Below are 18,090 nucleotides of genomic sequence, written 5' to 3' on the forward strand. Positions count from 1 at the left end.
AGCAGAATTTTCTGTAGCAAAACCGAATAGAGGTAATAATAGGCAGATTAGGAGGATCCAAGGATGGGAGTTCATGATTTCTCCTTATCTGAAAAAACCATGCGAACCATTAGGTTATCCTCATCAGGAGTAATTGTAATATGCTTAATTAGTAACGGTGATTGCAATTTTTGCATTTCATTCAAGAAATGGAGGAATTGGCCGTAATTTAACGACAACATGATATGCAAGAAAACGTGTTCGTTTTCTTTGTGGATTTTCCACTCCACTAGCTGACTGCCGGAATGGGTTAGTGGTATATGCAGTTGTTTGAGTATGCTCGTATTATTTTTTGAGGATGAAAGATGGCTGCTTTGAGCAAGGTTTGTGGTCATATGTTGGATCTGTTGTTGCATTTCAGGCAAAGAGGGGAGTTCAGCAAGTTTTTGCTGAGATAGTACTGTATTGTGTTGCTGCTGCTTAATATTGCTCTGGAGGGTATGAATTTCATACCGATTTTTCTGCCAAACCAAAAAGTAGAATCCCAACAGCAGTGAGATGATGAGCAATTGTTGCAAGATAAGCTGTTGCCAGACAGGCCGATAAAACCATTCAAGATAATTATTTCTCATCGGACTCTCCCATCAACCAATTTGCATCAATGGTAAAAACCTTAAAATGATCTTCTGTCGTGGTCATTTTGCTTAGCTGCACATTGATAAGCGAAGTATCGTCAGTCAGGTTATCCAACAAATTAGAGATATCTGTATAGCTTTGACTGCGGGCGGTAAAAATTAATTGTCCACTGTCGTCACTAAATGCAGTCAGCCAACTGTCCTCTGGTAACAAATGAGGAAGTTGACGAAATAGTTGTAAATAGCGTTGATTCTGTTCCATGAATAGGCGTTTTTTCCGTAATTGTTGTGACAATTGTTGGTGCTGTTGCATAGCTTGGTCTGTTGTACTGATGGTTTGTTGTAATTGAGTCAATTGGTGAGTCATTTCCGTTAATTGTCCGCGATATTGTCTAAGCTGGTTTGTTTGTAGCGTAGAAATAAACACCAATACTGCTGCCCACAATGTCAGTTGTAGGCAAAGTAGTGCTCCCCATGTTTGGCACTGACGTTTCAGCCTTTTCTGTCGCCAGGGTAAGAAATTGACTTGATGCATCACTGATCACTCGGCCTGAGCGCTAAACCTGCGGCAATAATGAACGCATTCGTTTTATCTGGCAGCGGGGGATGATAATGACGGAATGCCATTAAGAGTTGCCAGATATTGATTGATTTTGTTGACACTGATATCGCTTTTACTGATGTCGATTGTTCTTCATCGCTGTAATAAATTGCATAATTTTCGGTTTCTGGCGTCATGGGGAGCTGGTTGATGATCTGGGTCAGATGGGAATCCGGTTGTGAAGTTACCAGGCCATAACTGAAAGGTCGGTTAGCAGGAGCTACCCATAGCCAATCTGTCATACGTTTGTGAACCAACCAACTGTCGTCAGGCGCTCCCGCAAGTTTGGCGACATAACGCAATGCACAGGGTGCAATATCAATGGCATCAAGGGATAAATTGATCTCTGCGAACAGATTCAGCCAGAGGTTGAGATCTTTTTGACGAGTTGCACTGATGCAAATTTGCTGACCATGAACACGATAATCCAACGCCAGGTCACTGACAGGAAATTGTTTTTCAGCATTAGCGTGCACAAACCAGCCGAGTTCCGGCTCCTGCAACGCAGTAGAGTCAGGCAAGGCGATCTGTCGCTGTAAGGTTTGCTGAACAGGGAGGGCTAATCTTAGGCTAAGATTCTTAGGTAATATTTTTCGCCATTGCATTAAAATGCGGAGTAATTTTTCAGGATCTTGTAGCCGTCCTCCTGAAATAATCTCGCTGGATAAGTGATATTGCCAGCAATGCCGAAGTTGCCAACCGTCACGGCGTTTAATGGCGGCAAGAGCACGAATGTAATGATCTTGGACATCCAATCCGATATACCATTTAGGTGGATACATATCGAGATCTCCTTATCTACTATCAACGAAAACATCAAGTTAATGAAAACCTAATGAAACATGAAAGCGGGATTGGCAAAGGTGATATCTATTATTGTAAATATCGTTATTGTACATATAGTGTTGTACAGCCCTTATACTAATCCCTTTATACTAAGCCTTTTATACTACGTACTGATCGTTTATAAACTGCCCGATTAACATGGCGTGAGAAATTTCAGGTGAAGTTCATAAAGTATTTTTTGATCCTTATTGTTGTTTGCATTTTATTGGGAGTTGCCTCGATTTTTGGTTTGTACAAATATATCGAGCCACAGCTTCCCGATGTTGCGACACTAAAGGATGTCCGATTACAAACACCGATGCAGGTGTTCAGTGCTGATGGCGAATTAATAGCCCAATATGGCGAAAAACGCCGTTTACCCCTTACCTTGTCAGAAATCCCTCCCCTAATGGAGAAAGCCTTTATTGCCACGGAAGATAGCCGTTTTTATGAACACCACGGGGTTGATCCTATTGGGGTTATCCGTGCTGTTTCTGTGGTAATGACTTCAGGTCATGCTTCCCAAGGGGCGAGTACTATCACTCAGCAGCTAGCGCGAAACTTTTTTCTTAGCCGAGAAAAGACATTGATACGTAAAGCGAAAGAAGCATTTCTGGCGATTAAGATCGAACGATTATTGACTAAGGATGAAATCCTGGAGTTGTATCTCAACAAGATCTATCTCGGCTATCGTGCTTATGGTGTTGGTGCTGCGGCTCATGTCTATTTTGGCAAGAACGTCAACGAGTTGACATTAGGTGAGATGGCGATGATTGCTGGTTTGCCGAAGGCGCCTTCAACGTTTAACCCACTTTATTCTTATGATCGTGCGATCAGCCGCCGCAATGTAGTATTGGGCAGGATGCTGGAAGAGGGATATATCACTCGGCGCCAGTACGATGAAGCCAGAGAAGAAAAATTGGTTGCCCGTTATCACGCGCCACAAATCGTTTTTTCTGCGCCTTATCTGACAGAAATGGCTCGTCAGGAAATGATCAATCGTTATGGTGAAAATGCCTATACAGATGGTTATAAGGTCTATACCACTATCACACGCAAAACCCAGTTAGCGGCTGTGAACGCGGTTCGTTCCAATGTGATTGACTATGATGTCCGTCACGGTTACCGCGGTCCCCAGGAAGTGTTGTGGAAAGCCAATCAGCCAGCATGGAGCCAAACACAAGTTATCGATAAGCTGAAAACCTTGCCTAAATATGGTCCTCTGGTACCGGCCATTGTGACACAATCCAGTACTAACCAGGCACAAGTGATGCTGGTGGATGGTAGCAAAGTTGAGTTGACAATGGCAGGTGTGCGCTGGGCACGTCCATTTAAAACCGACAGCTTACAAGGCGCTGTACCACGTAGTGTCAATGAGGTCATTCGGGCAGGCGAACAAATTTGGATCAGAAAAGTTAATGATACCTGGTGGTTGGCTCAACTTCCTGATGTTAATGCGGCGCTGGTCTCCATCAATCCGATGAATGGTGCGATAGAAGCGTTGGTCGGTGGATTTGATTTTGAATTGAGTAAATTTAACCGTGTGACACAATCATTGCGTCAGGTCGGTTCCAATATCAAGCCATTCCTGTATACCGCTGCAATGGATAAGGGGCTGACATTGGCTTCATTACTGAATGATGCACCAATCAGCCGTTGGGATGCTGGAGCTGGAACGGATTGGCGTCCGAAAAACTCACCACCGACTTACGATGGTCCAATTCGCTTGCGTCAGGGGTTAGGGCAATCCAAAAACGTAGTAATGGTTCGAGCCATGCGTGCGATGGGAGTTGATTATGCTGCTGATTACTTAAAGCGCTTTGGTTTACCGGGTGAAAACGTTGTACGCACAGAATCTTTGGCTCTGGGTTCCCCTTCATTTACCCCGCTACAGTTAGTGCGCGGTTATGCCGTGATGGCAAATGGTGGTTACTTGGTTGATCCTTACTTCATCAGCAAAATTGAAGATGATGAAGGGAAAGTGTTGTTTGAAGCGAAACCTAAACTTGCTTGTCCACAATGTGAAAATATTCCAGTGATTTATGGTGAAACAGCACGTTCCATCGAATTATCTGAAGATTCCATTGAGAACGTGGCGCATTCTGATATGCCGCAAAATCCAGCTTTACCACCACAACCGGAGTTAGAAAGCGTATCGGGAAATGTTCATGTGGATGATCAACAGTATGCCCCCCACGTTATCAGTACACCGTTGGCGTTCCTTATTCATGATGCCTTAAATACCAATATCTTTGGTGAGCCAGGTTGGATGGGCACGGGCTGGCGTGCTGCCCGTGATTTAAAGCGTCGTGATATTGGTGGCAAGACCGGGACGACCAACAGCTCAAAAGATGCGTGGTTCTCCGGTTATGGCCCAGATAGGGTAGCAACAGCCTGGATTGGCTTTGATGAACATAGCCGAAGTTTGGGGCGCACTCCGGCATTAAAGGGTGAAGGTGGTGCGAAAACGGCTCAGCCAATCTGGGATGATTTTATGAAAGCAGCATTGGCAGGTGTTCCTGAGAAAGTCATGGAACCCCCTGCTGGTATTGTTTCTGTCACGATTGATCGGGCAACAGGCAAGTTAGCTAACGGTGGTAGCAATACCCGTAAAGAATATTTCATTGATGGCACTCAGCCGACGGAATATGCTGTACCAGATGTTGGAACGACTGTCACTGAAAATGGTGAAAGCCGTGAATTATTCTGATTGATCTTCCTGTAGCCAAAATAACGGCAATGAAAGATAAAAAGGCCTTGCTAGGGAACTGGCGAGGCCTTTTGTTATTTACTGGGGAAGATATGATTATGATGCGAATTAATTTTACAGGTGTAGTTAATTTGTTTATTTATTATTTTTAATAATCTGAGTTATTTTTCATAAATATCATTAAAGTTATTACATATATCAAATTAAACCTTACTCTATTTAGGTGTTTATTCTTTATCTCCGTATTTCACTTAAAATGAGTATAAAATTGGTATAGAGAGATCAATTTTATACTCGTTTTTAAAGAATACATTAATTAATGTTTCCCATTATTTTTTTGTTTGCAGGTAGCGTTGAGCAAAAAATAGGGCACTCACATTTCTGGCTTCGTTGAAATCGGGGTGTTCTAGTAGTGACATCATGTCAGAGATTGGCCAGCGTTTTTGCACCAGTGGTTCAGGTTCATCACCTTTCAGACATTCTGGATAGAGATCGTGCGCAATCATGATATTCATTTTGCTGGAAAAGTAGGACGGTGCCATCGTCAATTTCGTCAACAGTTCCAGTTTTCCTGCACCGAAACCAATTTCTTCCTTCAATTCACGATTGGCGGCTTCAAAAATATTCTCGCCAGCATCAATGGCACCTTTTGGAAAACCTAATTCATATTGTTCGATGCCAACGGCATATTCGTGAATCAGAATTAATTCATCACCGATAACCGGAATAATTAGAACTGCTTCACGATTTGCTGGTTTCATTCGTTCATAAACGCGTTTTACACCATTACTGAATTCAAGATCAACAGATTGAATATTGAATAGGCGTGAGCGGGCAACGTCATTTATATTCAGTATCTTAGGTTTTTTTAGATCAATCATGCTTGCCCCTGATGGTTGTCATGTTGAAAACAATAATGCGTTAATTAACTTAAATATTACTGTATTTATTAAGTATTGTGATGAAATAATTACGCATCCAAGTTTTGCTTTAATATGGCTGATTATGCTAGTAAATAACAGCGATTATCGCTTGAATGTATTTTTGTTGCTATCTTACTTATCCTTGTAAAAAGACTTTAGTTTATGGAAAGGTATGAGAAAAATTATATAACCTTTTGTAAATAAAATTAAAAAATAGAAGACAAGAATAGGAATAGCCCGATTCTGGGTGTTTTACGAGATTGTTATTCTACTGATCTCTGTACTGCTATTATGAGCATGGAGAAAAAATGAGCTCATTGGTCATTATATTGGCTATTTTTATTATTAGTCTGATTATAATGGCTTCCTTTCTGATTTTCAGATGGAGGCAGCTTGGTAACGCGCGTTATCTACAGTCAATGACTAAAGCCGCTTGCCGTAAACTGAATACCGACGAATATCAAGCCATCGAATCTTACTTGCAAAATGCCCGTCTTCTGATGGAAACAAATGGTAGGCACAGAGCTAATTGTCCGGTACTCCCTGTGAAAAAGGATGATGTTTATACCATTACTCACCCTATTACCCGTTTTTCTGCCGCAACGAATGGAGTGCATCATTGGCGCTATTATCTTGGTGAAACGGAAATACATTTACCAGTATTGTTTGAGCCATTTATCACGCAGCAAAATACGATTGAAATTGTCCAAACTGCATCCATGCCGCTTGTCATCGCGATTAATGGCCACTTTCTGAAAGATTATCAACAAGAGCTGTCCATCTCGAGAGTAACGGCAAAAACCGGACATGCTTCCATTCAAAAAAATGGCAATTCAAGTGCTAACTTACTGTATATCCGCAAGGAGACATTAGAAGAATACCGACTGCGGAAAACAACGGGTATTCAGGAAAGTATCCTGATGTGTGTTGGTTTATCGCTGTGGTTTGTTGCTCTTTTTGTGCCTATACCAATGTTGCCGTGGTTAATATTAGTGGCGTTCCTGTTTATTTTGGGGAGTTTCTGGTCTCATTTCCGATTGCCCTCTAGTCGGAAATTAGTCGATATCCATTGTTTCAACGGCATTCCGAAGCGATGGGGAATATTTAGTGAATTTGAACCGGATCAAAGAAATAATATCTCTTTGGGCGGCATTGATCTTCTTTATCCTGCCCATTGGGAACCTTATATTTCCCATGATCTTGATCAGAATACCGATATTGACATTTACACCAACTGCCATGTTGTACGGCAGGGGCGTTATCTCTCTTTGCATGAAGAAGAGAAGTACTATCCTTATCAACGTAGTAGAAAGAATGTGATGTTGGTGGTTTTCTCTGTATTTGCCATACTGTTGCTTTACTTTTACCAGCCGGTGAACTTATCCATGCGGTTGAGTTTTGCCTGGTTACATGGCAGTAATACCAAGGTTATTACCAGCTTTCATGAGCTACAAAATATGCCGTTGAAGGAAGGGGATGTATTAAAGGTCAAAGGTGTTGGAATGTGCTATGTTCCCCCCAATATCATGCCCAAAGCCAATATTACAATATTTGCACCATTTGATTGTGTGGGTATCTATTGGAATAGTGAAATTCCATTACCTATGCTGGAGTCTGAAATTGTCGAAAGTGCTTCAGCACTGATTACAGCGGTGGGTGAACAGTTACATCCAGTGGAGCGTAAAATTAATTCCAGTCTGAATGTAGCTATTGCTAAATCAGGTATGACTTTGCTCAACAATTTTTCCCAGATCATTTTAAAAACACAAAAATTGTGCCAAAACGATACTGATTGTGACCGTTTGAAAAATGCCTTAGTCAATTTGGGAAATGCCAGAAATTGGGATGAATTGTTGAAAGACACGGAAAATGGCAAGCTGGATGGAACTAAGGTGTTGTTGCGTTCTATCAGTGCTGATGCATTGGAAAAACTGGTTGATTCTACTACGGCATCATTTATCTATCGCGAGATCGATAGAATGGTCATTCTTATAAACAGCCCTTCTCCGGGAGGGGTTTTATTACTAAGCGATGAAGGAAAAACTTTAGTTGAATACCCGATGCGGACACAATACATATACGAACATTCAGCTTTAGATCGGTGGCGGGAATTACAGGGGCTTTTAGAACTGTTGATGAAGACACCATTTGAAACCGAGGGGATTGTGACAAAATTGTCAGAAGATCCCAATGGGACGCGCCATATCATGTTGCATCGTGAACCGGATTCTACGTCGATTATTCGTTATTTGGGAAGTTGTTTGCTGTTAGCGATCTTGCTGGTAACGTTGATCGTCAACGTCATATTGATTATCAAGAAAAAGCAGAAGAACCGACGGCGTATCCAACATATTACCCAATACTACGATAACTGTTTTAATGGGAGAAATATCCATGCAGAATTTAGACACTGATCAGGTTGTTCGCCTTGATAAATGGCTGTGGGCTGCCCGTTTTTATAAAACCCGTCCCCTCGCACGTGAAATGATAGAAGGGGGAAAAGTCCATTATAATGGGCAACGGAGTAAGCCGAGTAAGCTGGTTGAATTGAATGCAGAGATTAAACTGCGTCAGGGAAATGATGAAAAAACGGTGATCGTCTTGGCATTGTGCAGTCACAGGCGGAGTGCTACTGAAGCCCAACAGCTTTATCAGGAAACGGCGGAGAGCATTATCAATCGGGAAAAAATGGCATTAGCTCGTAAAATGAATGCGCTTACGATGCCGCATCCTGATCGTCGTCCAGATAAAAAAGAACGGCGTACACTAATAAAATTCAAGAACGCAAAATTAAATGAGTCGGAAAATACTTAATCGATTTTAAGTTGTATCCAATAAAAACGGGCAATTTGAAAGACGAAGGGGACAACCGTCTCAGTGAAATGAGAGAGATTTATGACCAAGCATGACCAATTACACCGCTTTTTATTTGAAAGCCATTCTGTCAGGGGGGAACTTGTTTCCGTTAGTGAAACTTACCAACGGATGCTGGAGAATCATCATTTTCCCCAACCGGTACAGCAGCTATTGGGTGAATTGTTGGTCGCAACCAGCCTGTTAACCGCTACCTTGAAATTCAATGGAGATATCACGGTACAGATCCAGGGGGATGGGCCGGTCAAACTGGCGGTAATTAATGGTAACAATCTGCAACAGATGCGTGGCACGGCGCGCATCGATGGTGAAGTGAATGCCGCAAGTAGCCTGCACGATATGATCGGCAATGGTTATATGGTGATCACAGTGACTCCAACAGAAGGCGAACGTTATCAGGGCGTTGTGGCGCTGGAAGGCAATACGTTAGCAGAGTGTCTGGATGCGTATTTCAAGCAGTCAGAGCAGTTACCAACTCGCCTGTTTATTCGTACTGGTGTTCAAGACGGAAAAATAGCCGCAGGTGGCATGTTATTGCAGATCTTGCCTGGGGCACAGGAAGGCAGCGAAGAGATGCTTGACCATTTGGTGCAACTAACTGCAACCATTAAGGGTGAAGAGTTGTTTACGCTGGATGCGAAAGAGATTTTGCATCGCCTTTATCATGAAGAAGATGTCACGCTATATGAACCTCAGCAAGTTGCATTTCATTGCACCTGCTCCCAGCAACGCTGTGCTGATACCCTGGTGACATTATCGGAAGCCGATCTACAGGAAATTTTGCATAACGATGGCAAAATTGACATGCAATGTGAATTTTGCGGCATGCATTATGTTTTCGACGAGAAAGATATCAACGAAATAAAAGCTGCAAAAACAGCGCGGTTGCACTAACTAGGTTCCATAGGGCGTTATATTACGCCCTTTCTATTACGAATGACTTTGCCATTCCGTGTCCTGTGTCTCATATAAACTTAAAAAAAGTAATGTGATTTCAATTTTTTGATAATAATCGCTGTTAATTAGTCATAATTATTTATTATCCCCCACAGAGATAAAGTATAACCGACCAGGAGCAACAAATGAGCGTTACAGGCATTACTGAGCAGGAACTTGCGGTTTATGGTATTCATGGTGTTAGTGAAATTGTTTATAACCCAAGTTATGAACTGTTATTCTCTGAAGAGACTCAACCCACGCTACAAGGGTATGAGCGTGGTACATTGACTAACCTCGGTGCTGTCGCGGTAGATACAGGTATTTTCACGGGACGTTCTCCAAAAGATAAATATATTGTCCGTGATGAAGTGACCCGCGACACCGTATGGTGGGCTGATCAGGGCAAAGGAAAGAACGATAATAAACCGCTCAGTCAGGAAACCTGGTCTCATCTAAAAGGTTTGGTTACTCAGCAGCTTTCAGGCAAACGTTTGTTTGTGGTTGATGCTTTTTGCGGAGCCAATGCGGATACGCGTCTGAAAGTGCGTTTTATCACTGAAGTGGCGTGGCAGGCACATTTTGTAAAAAATATGTTTATCCGCCCGTCAGACGAAGAATTAGTTGGCTTTACACCTGATTTTATTGTGATGAACGGCGCTAAATGCACCAACCCACAATGGAAAGAACAGGGGCTGAATTCTGAAAACTTTGTTGCCTTTAACCTGACAGAGCGTATGCAGTTAATCGGTGGTACTTGGTACGGTGGTGAAATGAAAAAAGGGATGTTCTCAATGATGAACTACCTGTTACCACTAAAAGGTATTGCCTCTATGCACTGTTCTGCCAACGTGGGTGAAGCGGGGGATGTTGCTATTTTCTTTGGTCTTTCTGGGACAGGGAAAACCACGCTTTCCACTGATCCAAAACGTAAGTTAATCGGTGATGATGAACATGGCTGGGATGATGACGGCGTGTTTAACTTTGAAGGTGGCTGCTACGCGAAAACTATCAATTTGTCCAAAGAGGCTGAGCCGGATATCTATCACGCCATTCGCCGTGATGCCCTGTTGGAAAACGTCACTGTACTGGCGGATGGTACGGTTGATTTCAACGATGGTTCCAAAACAGAAAATACCCGTGTTTCTTACCCGATTTACCATATTGAAAATATCGTTAAACCGATCTCAAAAGCAGGGCACGCAACCAAGGTTATTTTCCTGACCGCAGATGCTTTCGGTGTACTGCCTCCGGTTTCCCGTTTGACTCCAGAACAAACCCAATATCATTTCCTGTCTGGCTTCACGGCAAAATTGGCGGGCACTGAGCGCGGTGTGACAGAGCCTACACCTACTTTCTCTGCTTGCTTTGGCGCGGCATTCCTGTCACTGCATCCGACGCAATATGCGGAAGTTCTGGTTAAACGTATGCAGTCATCGGGCGCGAAAGCCTATCTGGTTAATACTGGCTGGAATGGCACGGGTAAGCGTATTTCCATCAAAGATACCCGTGCGATTATTGATGCGATTCTCAGTGGTGATATTGAAGATGCGGATACCATTCAACTGCCGATTTTTGATTTGGCCGTACCAACGACCTTGCCGGGCGTAGATACCCACATTTTGGATCCACGCAATACCTATGCCGATAAATCCGAATGGGATGTGAAGGCAAAAGATCTGGCTCAGCGCTTTATTGATAACTTCGATAAATATACGGATACCGCTGCGGGTGCTGCATTGGTGAAAGCAGGTCCTAAACTGTAATGTAATTTTAAGTTTTCGATGAAAGAACTCTATTCGGTTGAGTAGAGTTCTTTTTCGAGACTCAACATCAGTTGGGGGGCAAGTCAAACAGCAATATCTCACTTTCTTGATTTGCAGTTAGCTGAAGATGGGATTCATCCCAAATAGCGACACCATCGCTGGTGGTAGCCCGCACTCCATTGATTATCACTTCACCCCGAACGATCTGGATCCAGATGTTTCGTGTTTTTTCCATGTTATATTCACCATCTTCGCCGTTTTTTAACGTCCAACGCCATAATGTCATATCCTGAAAAACTTTTAGGGACTCCGAACGGGCATCAGGAGAGAGAATTAATTGGCGACCTTCGATTGTATCAAAACGGTGTTGCTCATAACGGGGAGTGAGTCCCGTTTTTTCTGGCATGATCCAGATCTGGTAAAGATGCAGTTGGCTATCATGCTGTGGGTTATATTCTGAGTGACGGATGCCTGTTCCTGCACTCATAATCTGGAACTCTCCCGCAGACACTTGCCCTTTGTTACCCATACTGTCTTGATGCTCCACCGTTCCAGACAGCACATAGGTCAATATTTCCATATCCTTGTGAGGATGCATACCGAATCCCTGACCAGCGTCAATCACATCTTCGTTAATGACCCTGAGAGCAGAAAATCCCATGAAATTTGCATCATAATAGTTGGCGAATGAAAAAGTGTGCCAACTGTCCAGCCAGCCGTGATTGGCATGGCCCCGTTCTGAAGCTTGGCGTAAGTAGATCATTGCAAAACCCTTCAAAGTTTTTTTGTAGTCTAGTTGAAGGTATTAAATAGAAAAGATGGAAGATTTAATCTTAATTTTCAAAAAATTTGAATAACAGTAAAGCAATGATAAGACGAAAAAAAAGCCAACATAAAGTTGGCCTATAAAAGTAAACACTGGAAGCAATGTGAGCAATGTCGTACTTTCACATGGACCCTGAAGGTGGTGCACTGAAAGTGCTAAGAATGATAATCGTTCTCAATATCATTTGTAAAGCGTTTTTTTAATCAAAGTTGAGATCTTGCTTTAGATACGCTTTTTGCCATGTCAGTTGTGCGGTTAATTAACCCCCTAATTCCATCTGATAGAGATGTTGAGTACCCCTATCATGAAATTGATAGGGCGTTAATTGGTAGCCCCGTAGCCACAGCAAAAACCATCCATCATGCGTGTCCGGGCAAAGCCCGGCGAATCGAAATCCGCCTTTTTTCAGCAATGAGCACAATTCCAGAGCTTCTTCACACGCTGGCAGTTTCAAATAGATTAACTGGCCAGAGGGAAGATCGATGACCTCAGATAGAAAGTCAGCATGAACCTCGTATAGTGTGATTTCCAAACGTCGGCCAGATTTTTCAATGCTAAATGGCTCGGAGATCATGGAGCGCTGGCACACTGGTGGTGAATTTAGGGATGATTCACCAACATATTGACTGACCTGGGCGACCCAGCCTTGCCAGGGCTGGGGCCAGTTTAGTTTAGGTAATGGCAATGATTTAAGCGGTAAAATACCTTGAATAATACTTTCGGGTTCTGGCAGTCCAAATGGCGAATCAACATAATCCAGCATCAGTGCCGTAGAGTAGAAACCCAAATTTTGGGCGATGTACTGGCTTTTAGGATGTGAACATACCTGTTTTATCGTCAATAAATTATAGCCTTGCTCTTTCGCATAGTGGCATAAATAACTGCCCAGAGACTTAGCCACACCGTGACCTTGAAAAGCAGGATACACCGCAATTAGAGCCAGTTCTGCCTGATTTTTCTGTACCATATCTTTAACCAGAGAAGCATGACCAATAAGTAAACCTTGATGGAATGCTAAGGCAGAGTACCATTGCCCTGTGGACTGGTAGTCATTGATGAGCCTTGGTAGATAAATGTCAGGATAGACATACGAATCGCCGTAAACCTCACGGAATAATTGGCTGATCTTTTTATCATCTCCTGGCTGATAGCTGCGGATTTGAATAGTGGATGGTAAGATAGTCATCGATTTCAACCTTAGTTATAACGACGTAGATCCACAACTCGCTGCAACTTTCCTGATCGTGGGTGCGTATACATGCTATCAATATTGGTTTGCACGATCTCCAGCATATTTTGGTGTATGCAAGCCTCTTCTAAGCCCGGGAATGCGGCCATAACCCGATGTCGTATTCTGTCGATATCTACAGTTTGCAGGCTTGCTACCAACAACCGAATTTGATCTTGCCCCGCTTTTTGGCTTAGTTCCAATTGCCAGGCTAAAAGCTCAGTTTGTTGTGATAACTGTGTCGCTAAGTCGTCAGGGAATAACGATAGGGTGCCAAATCGTATACGATAGCCTTGATTAGCACGTCCTTGCAGGGCAAATTTACGGCCTGGCTGTTCTGGCTCGCACCAGTAAGCCATATCACCAGTAGGATAGCGGATCACAGGCATAAGTTGTCGTTGCAGGTTAGTGACAACTAATAAGCCACGTTTCTCTGACTCCATAATGGGCTGGTGAGTGATTTCATCGACGATTTCGATAATCGTTTCGTCAGAAAATACGCGATGCTCGCCCTGTTTGCAGTCAGGATCAGCAAAACCAATCAAACCTGCATCGACACTGGCACAACCGATTGAACCTAAACGAGCGTGAGGAAAAACTTGTCGTATGATCGCGACCTGTGAATCAAACAAACTTTCTCCACCATAGAGAATGGTTTCCACCATCGGTAATGTTTGTCCCATCTCTTTCAAATAGTGAGCCAGGCGGATTAACTGCACGGGAACACCTGCCAGTACATTAATGTTGTGAAGACGAATATTGTTAATCAGCAATTCATCTTCAACTTTACAGGTGAAAGGAAATTCCAATATCGGGATGGGTGCATTCGATAATGCGCCGTGGATGAATATAAAGCTGGTATAAAGATCGCCAGCAAAAAACAGGTTAGCCACCCGATCTCCGGCTTTTAATTGGCGGGCAATGCCTTGGCCAAAGGAATGAATAAATGCTTTCCATTCCTGCTGGCTGAAAACCGATAAGCGTCCTTCGCTGGTTGAGCCACCTGTTTTAAACACATGACCGCCTTCCAGCGGTGCAGTCAGCACAGGCCAAGTTGGTAAGTCGTTTGAATGTGCCCAATAATGGTTAGGCTCTACAAGAGGTAAATCTTCCAAAACCCAATTATCGGGAATGGACTGATAGCGTTCTCGGTAGTAAGCAGAATGCTCGCGCGCATGATGGAGCAAATCAGTCAATGTCGTTTTGGTCATCATCTTAATTTTACTCAATTAATATTTACGCAAGTCGATGAATAATGGTGTTTTTCCACTATGTTCATTGCGGTGAAATTCTGCACTTGAAGTGGAAATAACGTCTAAATTCAGCAGGTTTCCTGCAATAACCTCGGCAATTTTGGGATCTTTCAATAAATTTTGGCGCACAGTGTGGGGATCGACATGATCAACCCATAGCTGAATGTTATCGACACCATCACGGTTATGGTCGATTATCCATTGCACGGGTAATGCCAATTGTTCAGACAAATCAGCAAGATTGAAAAAAATACTGCCTACACGTAATAGGGAACCGTGGCGCTCTTTAAGTCGGAAACGTGGTGCAGTCAGGCCACAAGAACAAGGTTGATTAATCCAGCAACCAAGATCCCCTAAATCGTAGCGTTGGACGGGTTGTGCTTCACGGTGGCGGGAAGTGAATACCAGACGACCTGTTTCACCTTCTGCTACGGGTTGATCATTCTCTATATTGAGAATTTCTAGCCATTGAGTATCAGCCATTAAATGGAAAACACCGTCCTCGCTGGCTGCGCACGCATGACCCATTGGCCCAGCATCGACTGAACCGTAAATTGTTGAACGTATCAGGGTAACGCCAAAGCTGGTCAGGAAGTTTCGTTGATTTATATTGAGGTGTTCGCCCCCCAGTAATAGCTTACGGATACCACCATATTGGCGTAGTTTGGTTTCTTCATTTAGAAATAACCGATGTATCGTGCTTGGCATACCCACCAGCGTATTGATGCGTTGATGTACGATAAAATCAGCGATTTCACTAAAATCATTATCAGTAGGGCCACCCATTGGATATTGTGTCACGCCCAATTTATCCAAAATGGTGAAGAAGCTCATCATGCCACCGTACAACTTCCCGCCATACAGCAGGTTCATGACGCGATCGGTTGCAGGTTCAAGCCCTGAGGCAAATACGCCATCGGCTGCGGCTTGCATCTGCCGGTGGTAATCATGGTAGCTATAAGCAGCCAACTTAGGCGTACCACTGCTGCCACCACTGCGGAAAAACAGGCGAGCCTTATCGTTAGGAACCAATGCCTGAAAATCTGCCTTATTCATGACAGGCCGGTTTTCTAATCCGCGTGGACACGATGGCGGTACATCAAGATGGGCGCAACCTGCCATTAAACCAGGCGCAAGGCTGACAGATACGCGTTTGGTAAGGCGCGATAGTGCGTAGACGCCATCGTGTGGCTCACCACTATAACCATCATGCATCTGTCCCGCCGGTGTGATTCGACTAACGCCCGCAGCAAACAGGGTATGACTCATTTCGGTGATATGCTCTTGACGGGTAATCAAAGCACAGCTTTGTAGATAGTTACGCCAGGGCAGCAAAATAGAACACAAATGTTGACGTGGCGCAGGGCGTATCTGCAATGTGCGGAACAAAGGAGACGCCGCTAATTCTTTTTCGTGTCGCCATATCACTCGCCAGCCGTCGGCTTGCCATATTTCACCGCGAACCTGCGTAAACGCAAAATCGAGTTGTTGGAAAGCCGTTTGCGTCGTAATTTCAGCAGCCTCCTGAATATCCGGTTTCAGGGCTGGATGCAATCCGGCACGGCGTTGCAAGGCGGCCGCCATGCGTTGTCCGATATGTTGTAAAACTTCAGGGTCATCGCTATCGACCAGCAAACATTGCGGGCTGGAACAGGCTTGTTGGTCATAACGACAGATATCATCCGCCAATGCATCCAATTGGGTATCATCGGCAGCGTCAGGGCTTAACCAGGCAATACTGATACGGTGTCCCCAATCTATCCAGCGGCAACCTGCGGGAAGTTGAGCACGAATGGATGCCAGGGAAGAATCACTGCCCCAGGCAGAAACGGCATCAGCCTGACTGAACAGCTCGGACAATTGCGTCACGGGCAATGGTAAGACGGCTATTCGGGTAGCTAAATCACCTGAAATATCGTGGGCTAAAAATTCTGCCAGTAGCTGTGCACTAAATCCGTTGTCGTTACTGCTTGGGCGTAACCAGTTAATATTCCCCACCAGCAAGCTCTCTATCACGGCCATAAAAGGCAGAAGTTCAGCATTGGAAGGCGTAATGTGGACGACCACACCTAATGGCTTCCAGGTTTCATATCGGTTCTGGTTATAATCGAATCGACGCAGTGAAAAAGCGTTTTGCCCAAGCTCCCGCTCCAGCTTGGTTTCCAGTGCTTCACGTTGGCAAAAAGCGATAAGCGCTTCCCTAATTTGGGTATTAAACAATGGATGTTCGCCTAAATTGGAAAGATATTCGGCAAAGCGTTGCGCGCAATCAAGTACCTGCTCAGAAGTATGGGGATGTGCCAGCAAATCAGGTAAACGCTCACGCAACTTCGCGATTTCTTGCTCTGCCAGTTGCTCTGAAAAAATCGGATTATTCATGGTTTTTACGGAAGACATATCAAGATCTCTTAATCAATTCTGAAGCGGCAATCGCACAACTACGGCTTTTGCTAGTGCCAGCGCGGCCAAGCAGTTCAAACCAATCTGTTTCAAGTTCACAACCACAGCTTTCACCGGAATGCAGTACAGCCAGGTCACTTGTAACGATGCTGTGGGCTGGGCAGGAAGTGATATAAGGTGAGGTAAGATGCAGAAACCCCGGTTTCCCGTAAGGCTGGCAGGTTAAGTTAGTGGTATGGCGCACATAGGCACGGGCGTAAACTGGAACGTGGAAATGATGGTGAGAACATTCAACATAAGGAACTGGATGTTCAACGGAGCCATAACCATCACGACAGCGAATATCAGGGATACCTAATTGCTCGGTTATTCGTTGATATAGTTCTTTTTTAGGAATGGATTTATCGGCATGTGTTTTCCAGCCTCCGCCGAGGAAAACCAGCGATTCAGGATGTAATTTTAGTGTTGGCAGTCCCATTTGTTCCATTCTTTGCAGGGTGAACCACAAAAAGGCAGGAAAACCGAAAATCCGCACTGGCAATCCTTCTTGGGAAAATTGCTGGAGTGCTGTAATAGTACCGAAGGGATCGAATTCATTACCTTGTCCGTTATGGCGCAAAGCATAATAAGCTCGATTTACCGGCGCATATTTACACAGGAATTGATCGGTATAGGCTGTACCCAGAGTAACGGCACCAGCAGGTTCATAGCTAAGCAGCAGGTAGTTACAGGATTGATCAGGGGTATTCCAGCCATAATAGTCAAAAATACAGTCCACCATATGTTGGGCAGCCGCAATACTGGCAGCATTATAGCGCATACGGCTTTTTTGTCCGGTGGTTCCAGAGGACGTCAGTTCCAGCGCATCGTGTGCACTATCGCTAAGTATTAGGTTACGTTTGAAATAATTGGCAAATAGCAAAGGCAGATTTGACCAATCATCCAGGGTCATTAGCGCCTGTTTATCCAAGCCATGATCTGCCAGCCACTGCGCGTAACCCGGAGTATGTTCGCAGTGATAAAGTGTCAATTCACACATGGCGTTATTAAATAATGCATCATATTCGGCACAAGCACGGTAAGGATGTGTGATAGCACACAGTGCTTTGACGTGAGGTAAGTTTTGCATATCAG

General features: G+C 43.9%; 14 protein-coding genes. 5 read left to right on the forward strand and 9 right to left on the reverse strand.

The features are described from left to right. Nucleotides 1-71: 71 nt before the first annotated feature. Genes AAC853_RS05010 through pilM form a run of 3 tightly spaced genes read right to left on the reverse strand, consistent with a single transcriptional unit; the run spans nt 72 to nt 1,997 of the window. The gene (locus tag AAC853_RS05010) at nt 72-611 is read right to left on the reverse strand and encodes a hypothetical protein (RefSeq protein ID WP_340613845.1); all 540 of its coding nucleotides are present in this window, start codon (nt 609-611) and stop codon (nt 72-74) included. Next, entirely contained in the window at nt 601-1,149 is a 549-nt protein-coding gene (locus tag AAC853_RS05015; protein WP_340614158.1) for a PilN domain-containing protein, read from the reverse strand. The genes AAC853_RS05010 and AAC853_RS05015 overlap by 11 nt, the downstream gene beginning before the upstream one ends. Next, nucleotides 1,149-1,997 carry a type IV pilus biogenesis protein PilM gene (gene pilM, locus AAC853_RS05020; RefSeq protein ID WP_340613846.1) on the reverse strand — a complete coding sequence of 283 codons (849 nt, stop codon included), beginning with the start codon at nt 1,995-1,997 and terminating at the stop codon, nt 1,149-1,151. The genes AAC853_RS05015 and pilM overlap by 1 nt, the downstream gene beginning before the upstream one ends. Nucleotides 1,998-2,218: 221 nt before the next feature. Here pilM and mrcA point away from each other — a divergent pair, with 221 nt between their 5' ends. Next, nucleotides 2,219-4,750: a peptidoglycan glycosyltransferase/peptidoglycan DD-transpeptidase MrcA gene (mrcA, locus tag AAC853_RS05025; protein WP_338883951.1), complete on the forward strand. Its 2,532-nt coding sequence runs from the start codon at nt 2,219-2,221 to the stop codon at nt 4,748-4,750. A gap of 329 nt (nt 4,751-5,079) precedes the next feature. On the opposite strand, the gene nudE is transcribed toward mrcA, so the two are convergent. Next, nucleotides 5,080-5,631: an ADP compounds hydrolase NudE gene (gene nudE / locus AAC853_RS05030; protein ID WP_338883953.1), complete on the reverse strand. Its 552-nt coding sequence runs from the start codon at nt 5,629-5,631 to the stop codon at nt 5,080-5,082. A gap of 350 nt (nt 5,632-5,981) precedes the next feature. Here nudE and AAC853_RS05035 point away from each other — a divergent pair, with 350 nt between their 5' ends. The 4 genes from AAC853_RS05035 (at nt 5,982) to pckA (ending at nt 11,249) form a co-directional block, all read left to right on the forward strand. Beyond that, a complete protein-coding gene (locus AAC853_RS05035; RefSeq protein WP_340613847.1) occupies nt 5,982-8,087 on the forward strand; it encodes an IgaA/UmoB family intracellular growth attenuator in 2,106 nt (701 codons plus the stop codon). Continuing rightward, entirely contained in the window at nt 8,068-8,487 is a 420-nt protein-coding gene (gene hslR, locus AAC853_RS05040; protein ID WP_340613848.1) for a ribosome-associated heat shock protein Hsp15, read from the forward strand. The genes AAC853_RS05035 and hslR overlap by 20 nt, the downstream gene beginning before the upstream one ends. Nucleotides 8,488-8,568: 81 nt before the next feature. After that, nucleotides 8,569-9,441, forward strand: a complete 873-nt coding sequence (gene hslO, locus AAC853_RS05045; RefSeq protein WP_338883957.1) for an Hsp33 family molecular chaperone HslO — start codon at nt 8,569-8,571, stop codon at nt 9,439-9,441. A 188-nt stretch (nt 9,442-9,629) separates the two neighbouring features. Beyond that, entirely contained in the window at nt 9,630-11,249 is a 1,620-nt protein-coding gene (gene pckA / locus AAC853_RS05050) for a phosphoenolpyruvate carboxykinase (ATP) (protein WP_340613849.1), read from the forward strand. Between the two features lie 67 nt (nt 11,250-11,316). Here pckA and AAC853_RS05055 read toward each other — a convergent pair whose 3' ends face one another. The 5 genes from AAC853_RS05055 to AAC853_RS05075 form a co-directional block, all read right to left on the reverse strand. Continuing rightward, a complete protein-coding gene (locus tag AAC853_RS05055; RefSeq protein ID WP_340613850.1) occupies nt 11,317-12,012 on the reverse strand; it encodes a pirin family protein in 696 nt (231 codons plus the stop codon). Nucleotides 12,013-12,334: 322 nt separating this feature from the next. Beyond that, nucleotides 12,335-13,261 (reverse strand): GNAT family N-acetyltransferase, encoded by a 927-nt coding sequence (locus AAC853_RS05060; protein WP_340613851.1) that lies wholly within the window; start codon nt 13,259-13,261, stop codon nt 12,335-12,337. Between the two features lie 11 nt (nt 13,262-13,272). Beyond that, on the reverse strand, nt 13,273-14,517 hold the full coding sequence (locus tag AAC853_RS05065) for a phenylacetate--CoA ligase family protein (RefSeq protein ID WP_340613852.1): 1,245 nt from the start codon (nt 14,515-14,517) through the stop codon (nt 13,273-13,275). Nucleotides 14,518-14,532: 15 nt separating this feature from the next. Continuing rightward, nucleotides 14,533-16,953, reverse strand: a complete 2,421-nt coding sequence (locus AAC853_RS05070) for an acyl-CoA reductase (RefSeq protein WP_340613853.1) — start codon at nt 16,951-16,953, stop codon at nt 14,533-14,535. A 1-nt stretch (nt 16,954) separates the two neighbouring features. Then, nucleotides 16,955-18,085, reverse strand: a complete 1,131-nt coding sequence (locus tag AAC853_RS05075; protein WP_340613854.1) for a LuxE/PaaK family acyltransferase — start codon at nt 18,083-18,085, stop codon at nt 16,955-16,957. Nucleotides 18,086-18,090: the final 5 nt, after the last annotated feature.

This window comes from Xenorhabdus thailandensis (genome assembly GCF_037996785.1).
GTDB classification, from domain to species: domain Bacteria; phylum Pseudomonadota; class Gammaproteobacteria; order Enterobacterales; family Enterobacteriaceae; genus Xenorhabdus; species Xenorhabdus griffiniae.

What these genes read in the sequence shown, in the direction of transcription:
- AAC853_RS05015 (WP_340614158.1), bottom strand. Translation starts at nt 1,149, where the DNA reads ATGCATCAAGTCAATTTCTTACCCTGGCGACAGAAAAGGCTGAAACGT.
- hslO (WP_338883957.1), top strand. Translation starts at nt 8,569, where the DNA reads ATGACCAAGCATGACCAATTACACCGCTTTTTATTTGAAAGCCATTCT.
- nudE (WP_338883953.1), bottom strand. Translation starts at nt 5,631, where the DNA reads ATGATTGATCTAAAAAAACCTAAGATACTGAATATAAATGACGTTGCC.
- pilM (WP_340613846.1), bottom strand. Translation starts at nt 1,997, where the DNA reads ATGTATCCACCTAAATGGTATATCGGATTGGATGTCCAAGATCATTAC.
- pckA (WP_340613849.1), top strand. Translation starts at nt 9,630, where the DNA reads ATGAGCGTTACAGGCATTACTGAGCAGGAACTTGCGGTTTATGGTATT.
- AAC853_RS05070 (WP_340613853.1), bottom strand. Translation starts at nt 16,953, where the DNA reads ATGTCTTCCGTAAAAACCATGAATAATCCGATTTTTTCAGAGCAACTG.
- hslR (WP_340613848.1), top strand. Translation starts at nt 8,068, where the DNA reads ATGCAGAATTTAGACACTGATCAGGTTGTTCGCCTTGATAAATGGCTG.
- AAC853_RS05035 (WP_340613847.1), top strand. Translation starts at nt 5,982, where the DNA reads ATGAGCTCATTGGTCATTATATTGGCTATTTTTATTATTAGTCTGATT.
- AAC853_RS05055 (WP_340613850.1), bottom strand. Translation starts at nt 12,012, where the DNA reads ATGATCTACTTACGCCAAGCTTCAGAACGGGGCCATGCCAATCACGGC.
- AAC853_RS05075 (WP_340613854.1), bottom strand. Translation starts at nt 18,085, where the DNA reads ATGCAAAACTTACCTCACGTCAAAGCACTGTGTGCTATCACACATCCT.
- AAC853_RS05010 (WP_340613845.1), bottom strand. Translation starts at nt 611, where the DNA reads ATGAGAAATAATTATCTTGAATGGTTTTATCGGCCTGTCTGGCAACAG.
- AAC853_RS05060 (WP_340613851.1), bottom strand. Translation starts at nt 13,261, where the DNA reads ATGACTATCTTACCATCCACTATTCAAATCCGCAGCTATCAGCCAGGA.
- AAC853_RS05065 (WP_340613852.1), bottom strand. Translation starts at nt 14,517, where the DNA reads ATGATGACCAAAACGACATTGACTGATTTGCTCCATCATGCGCGCGAG.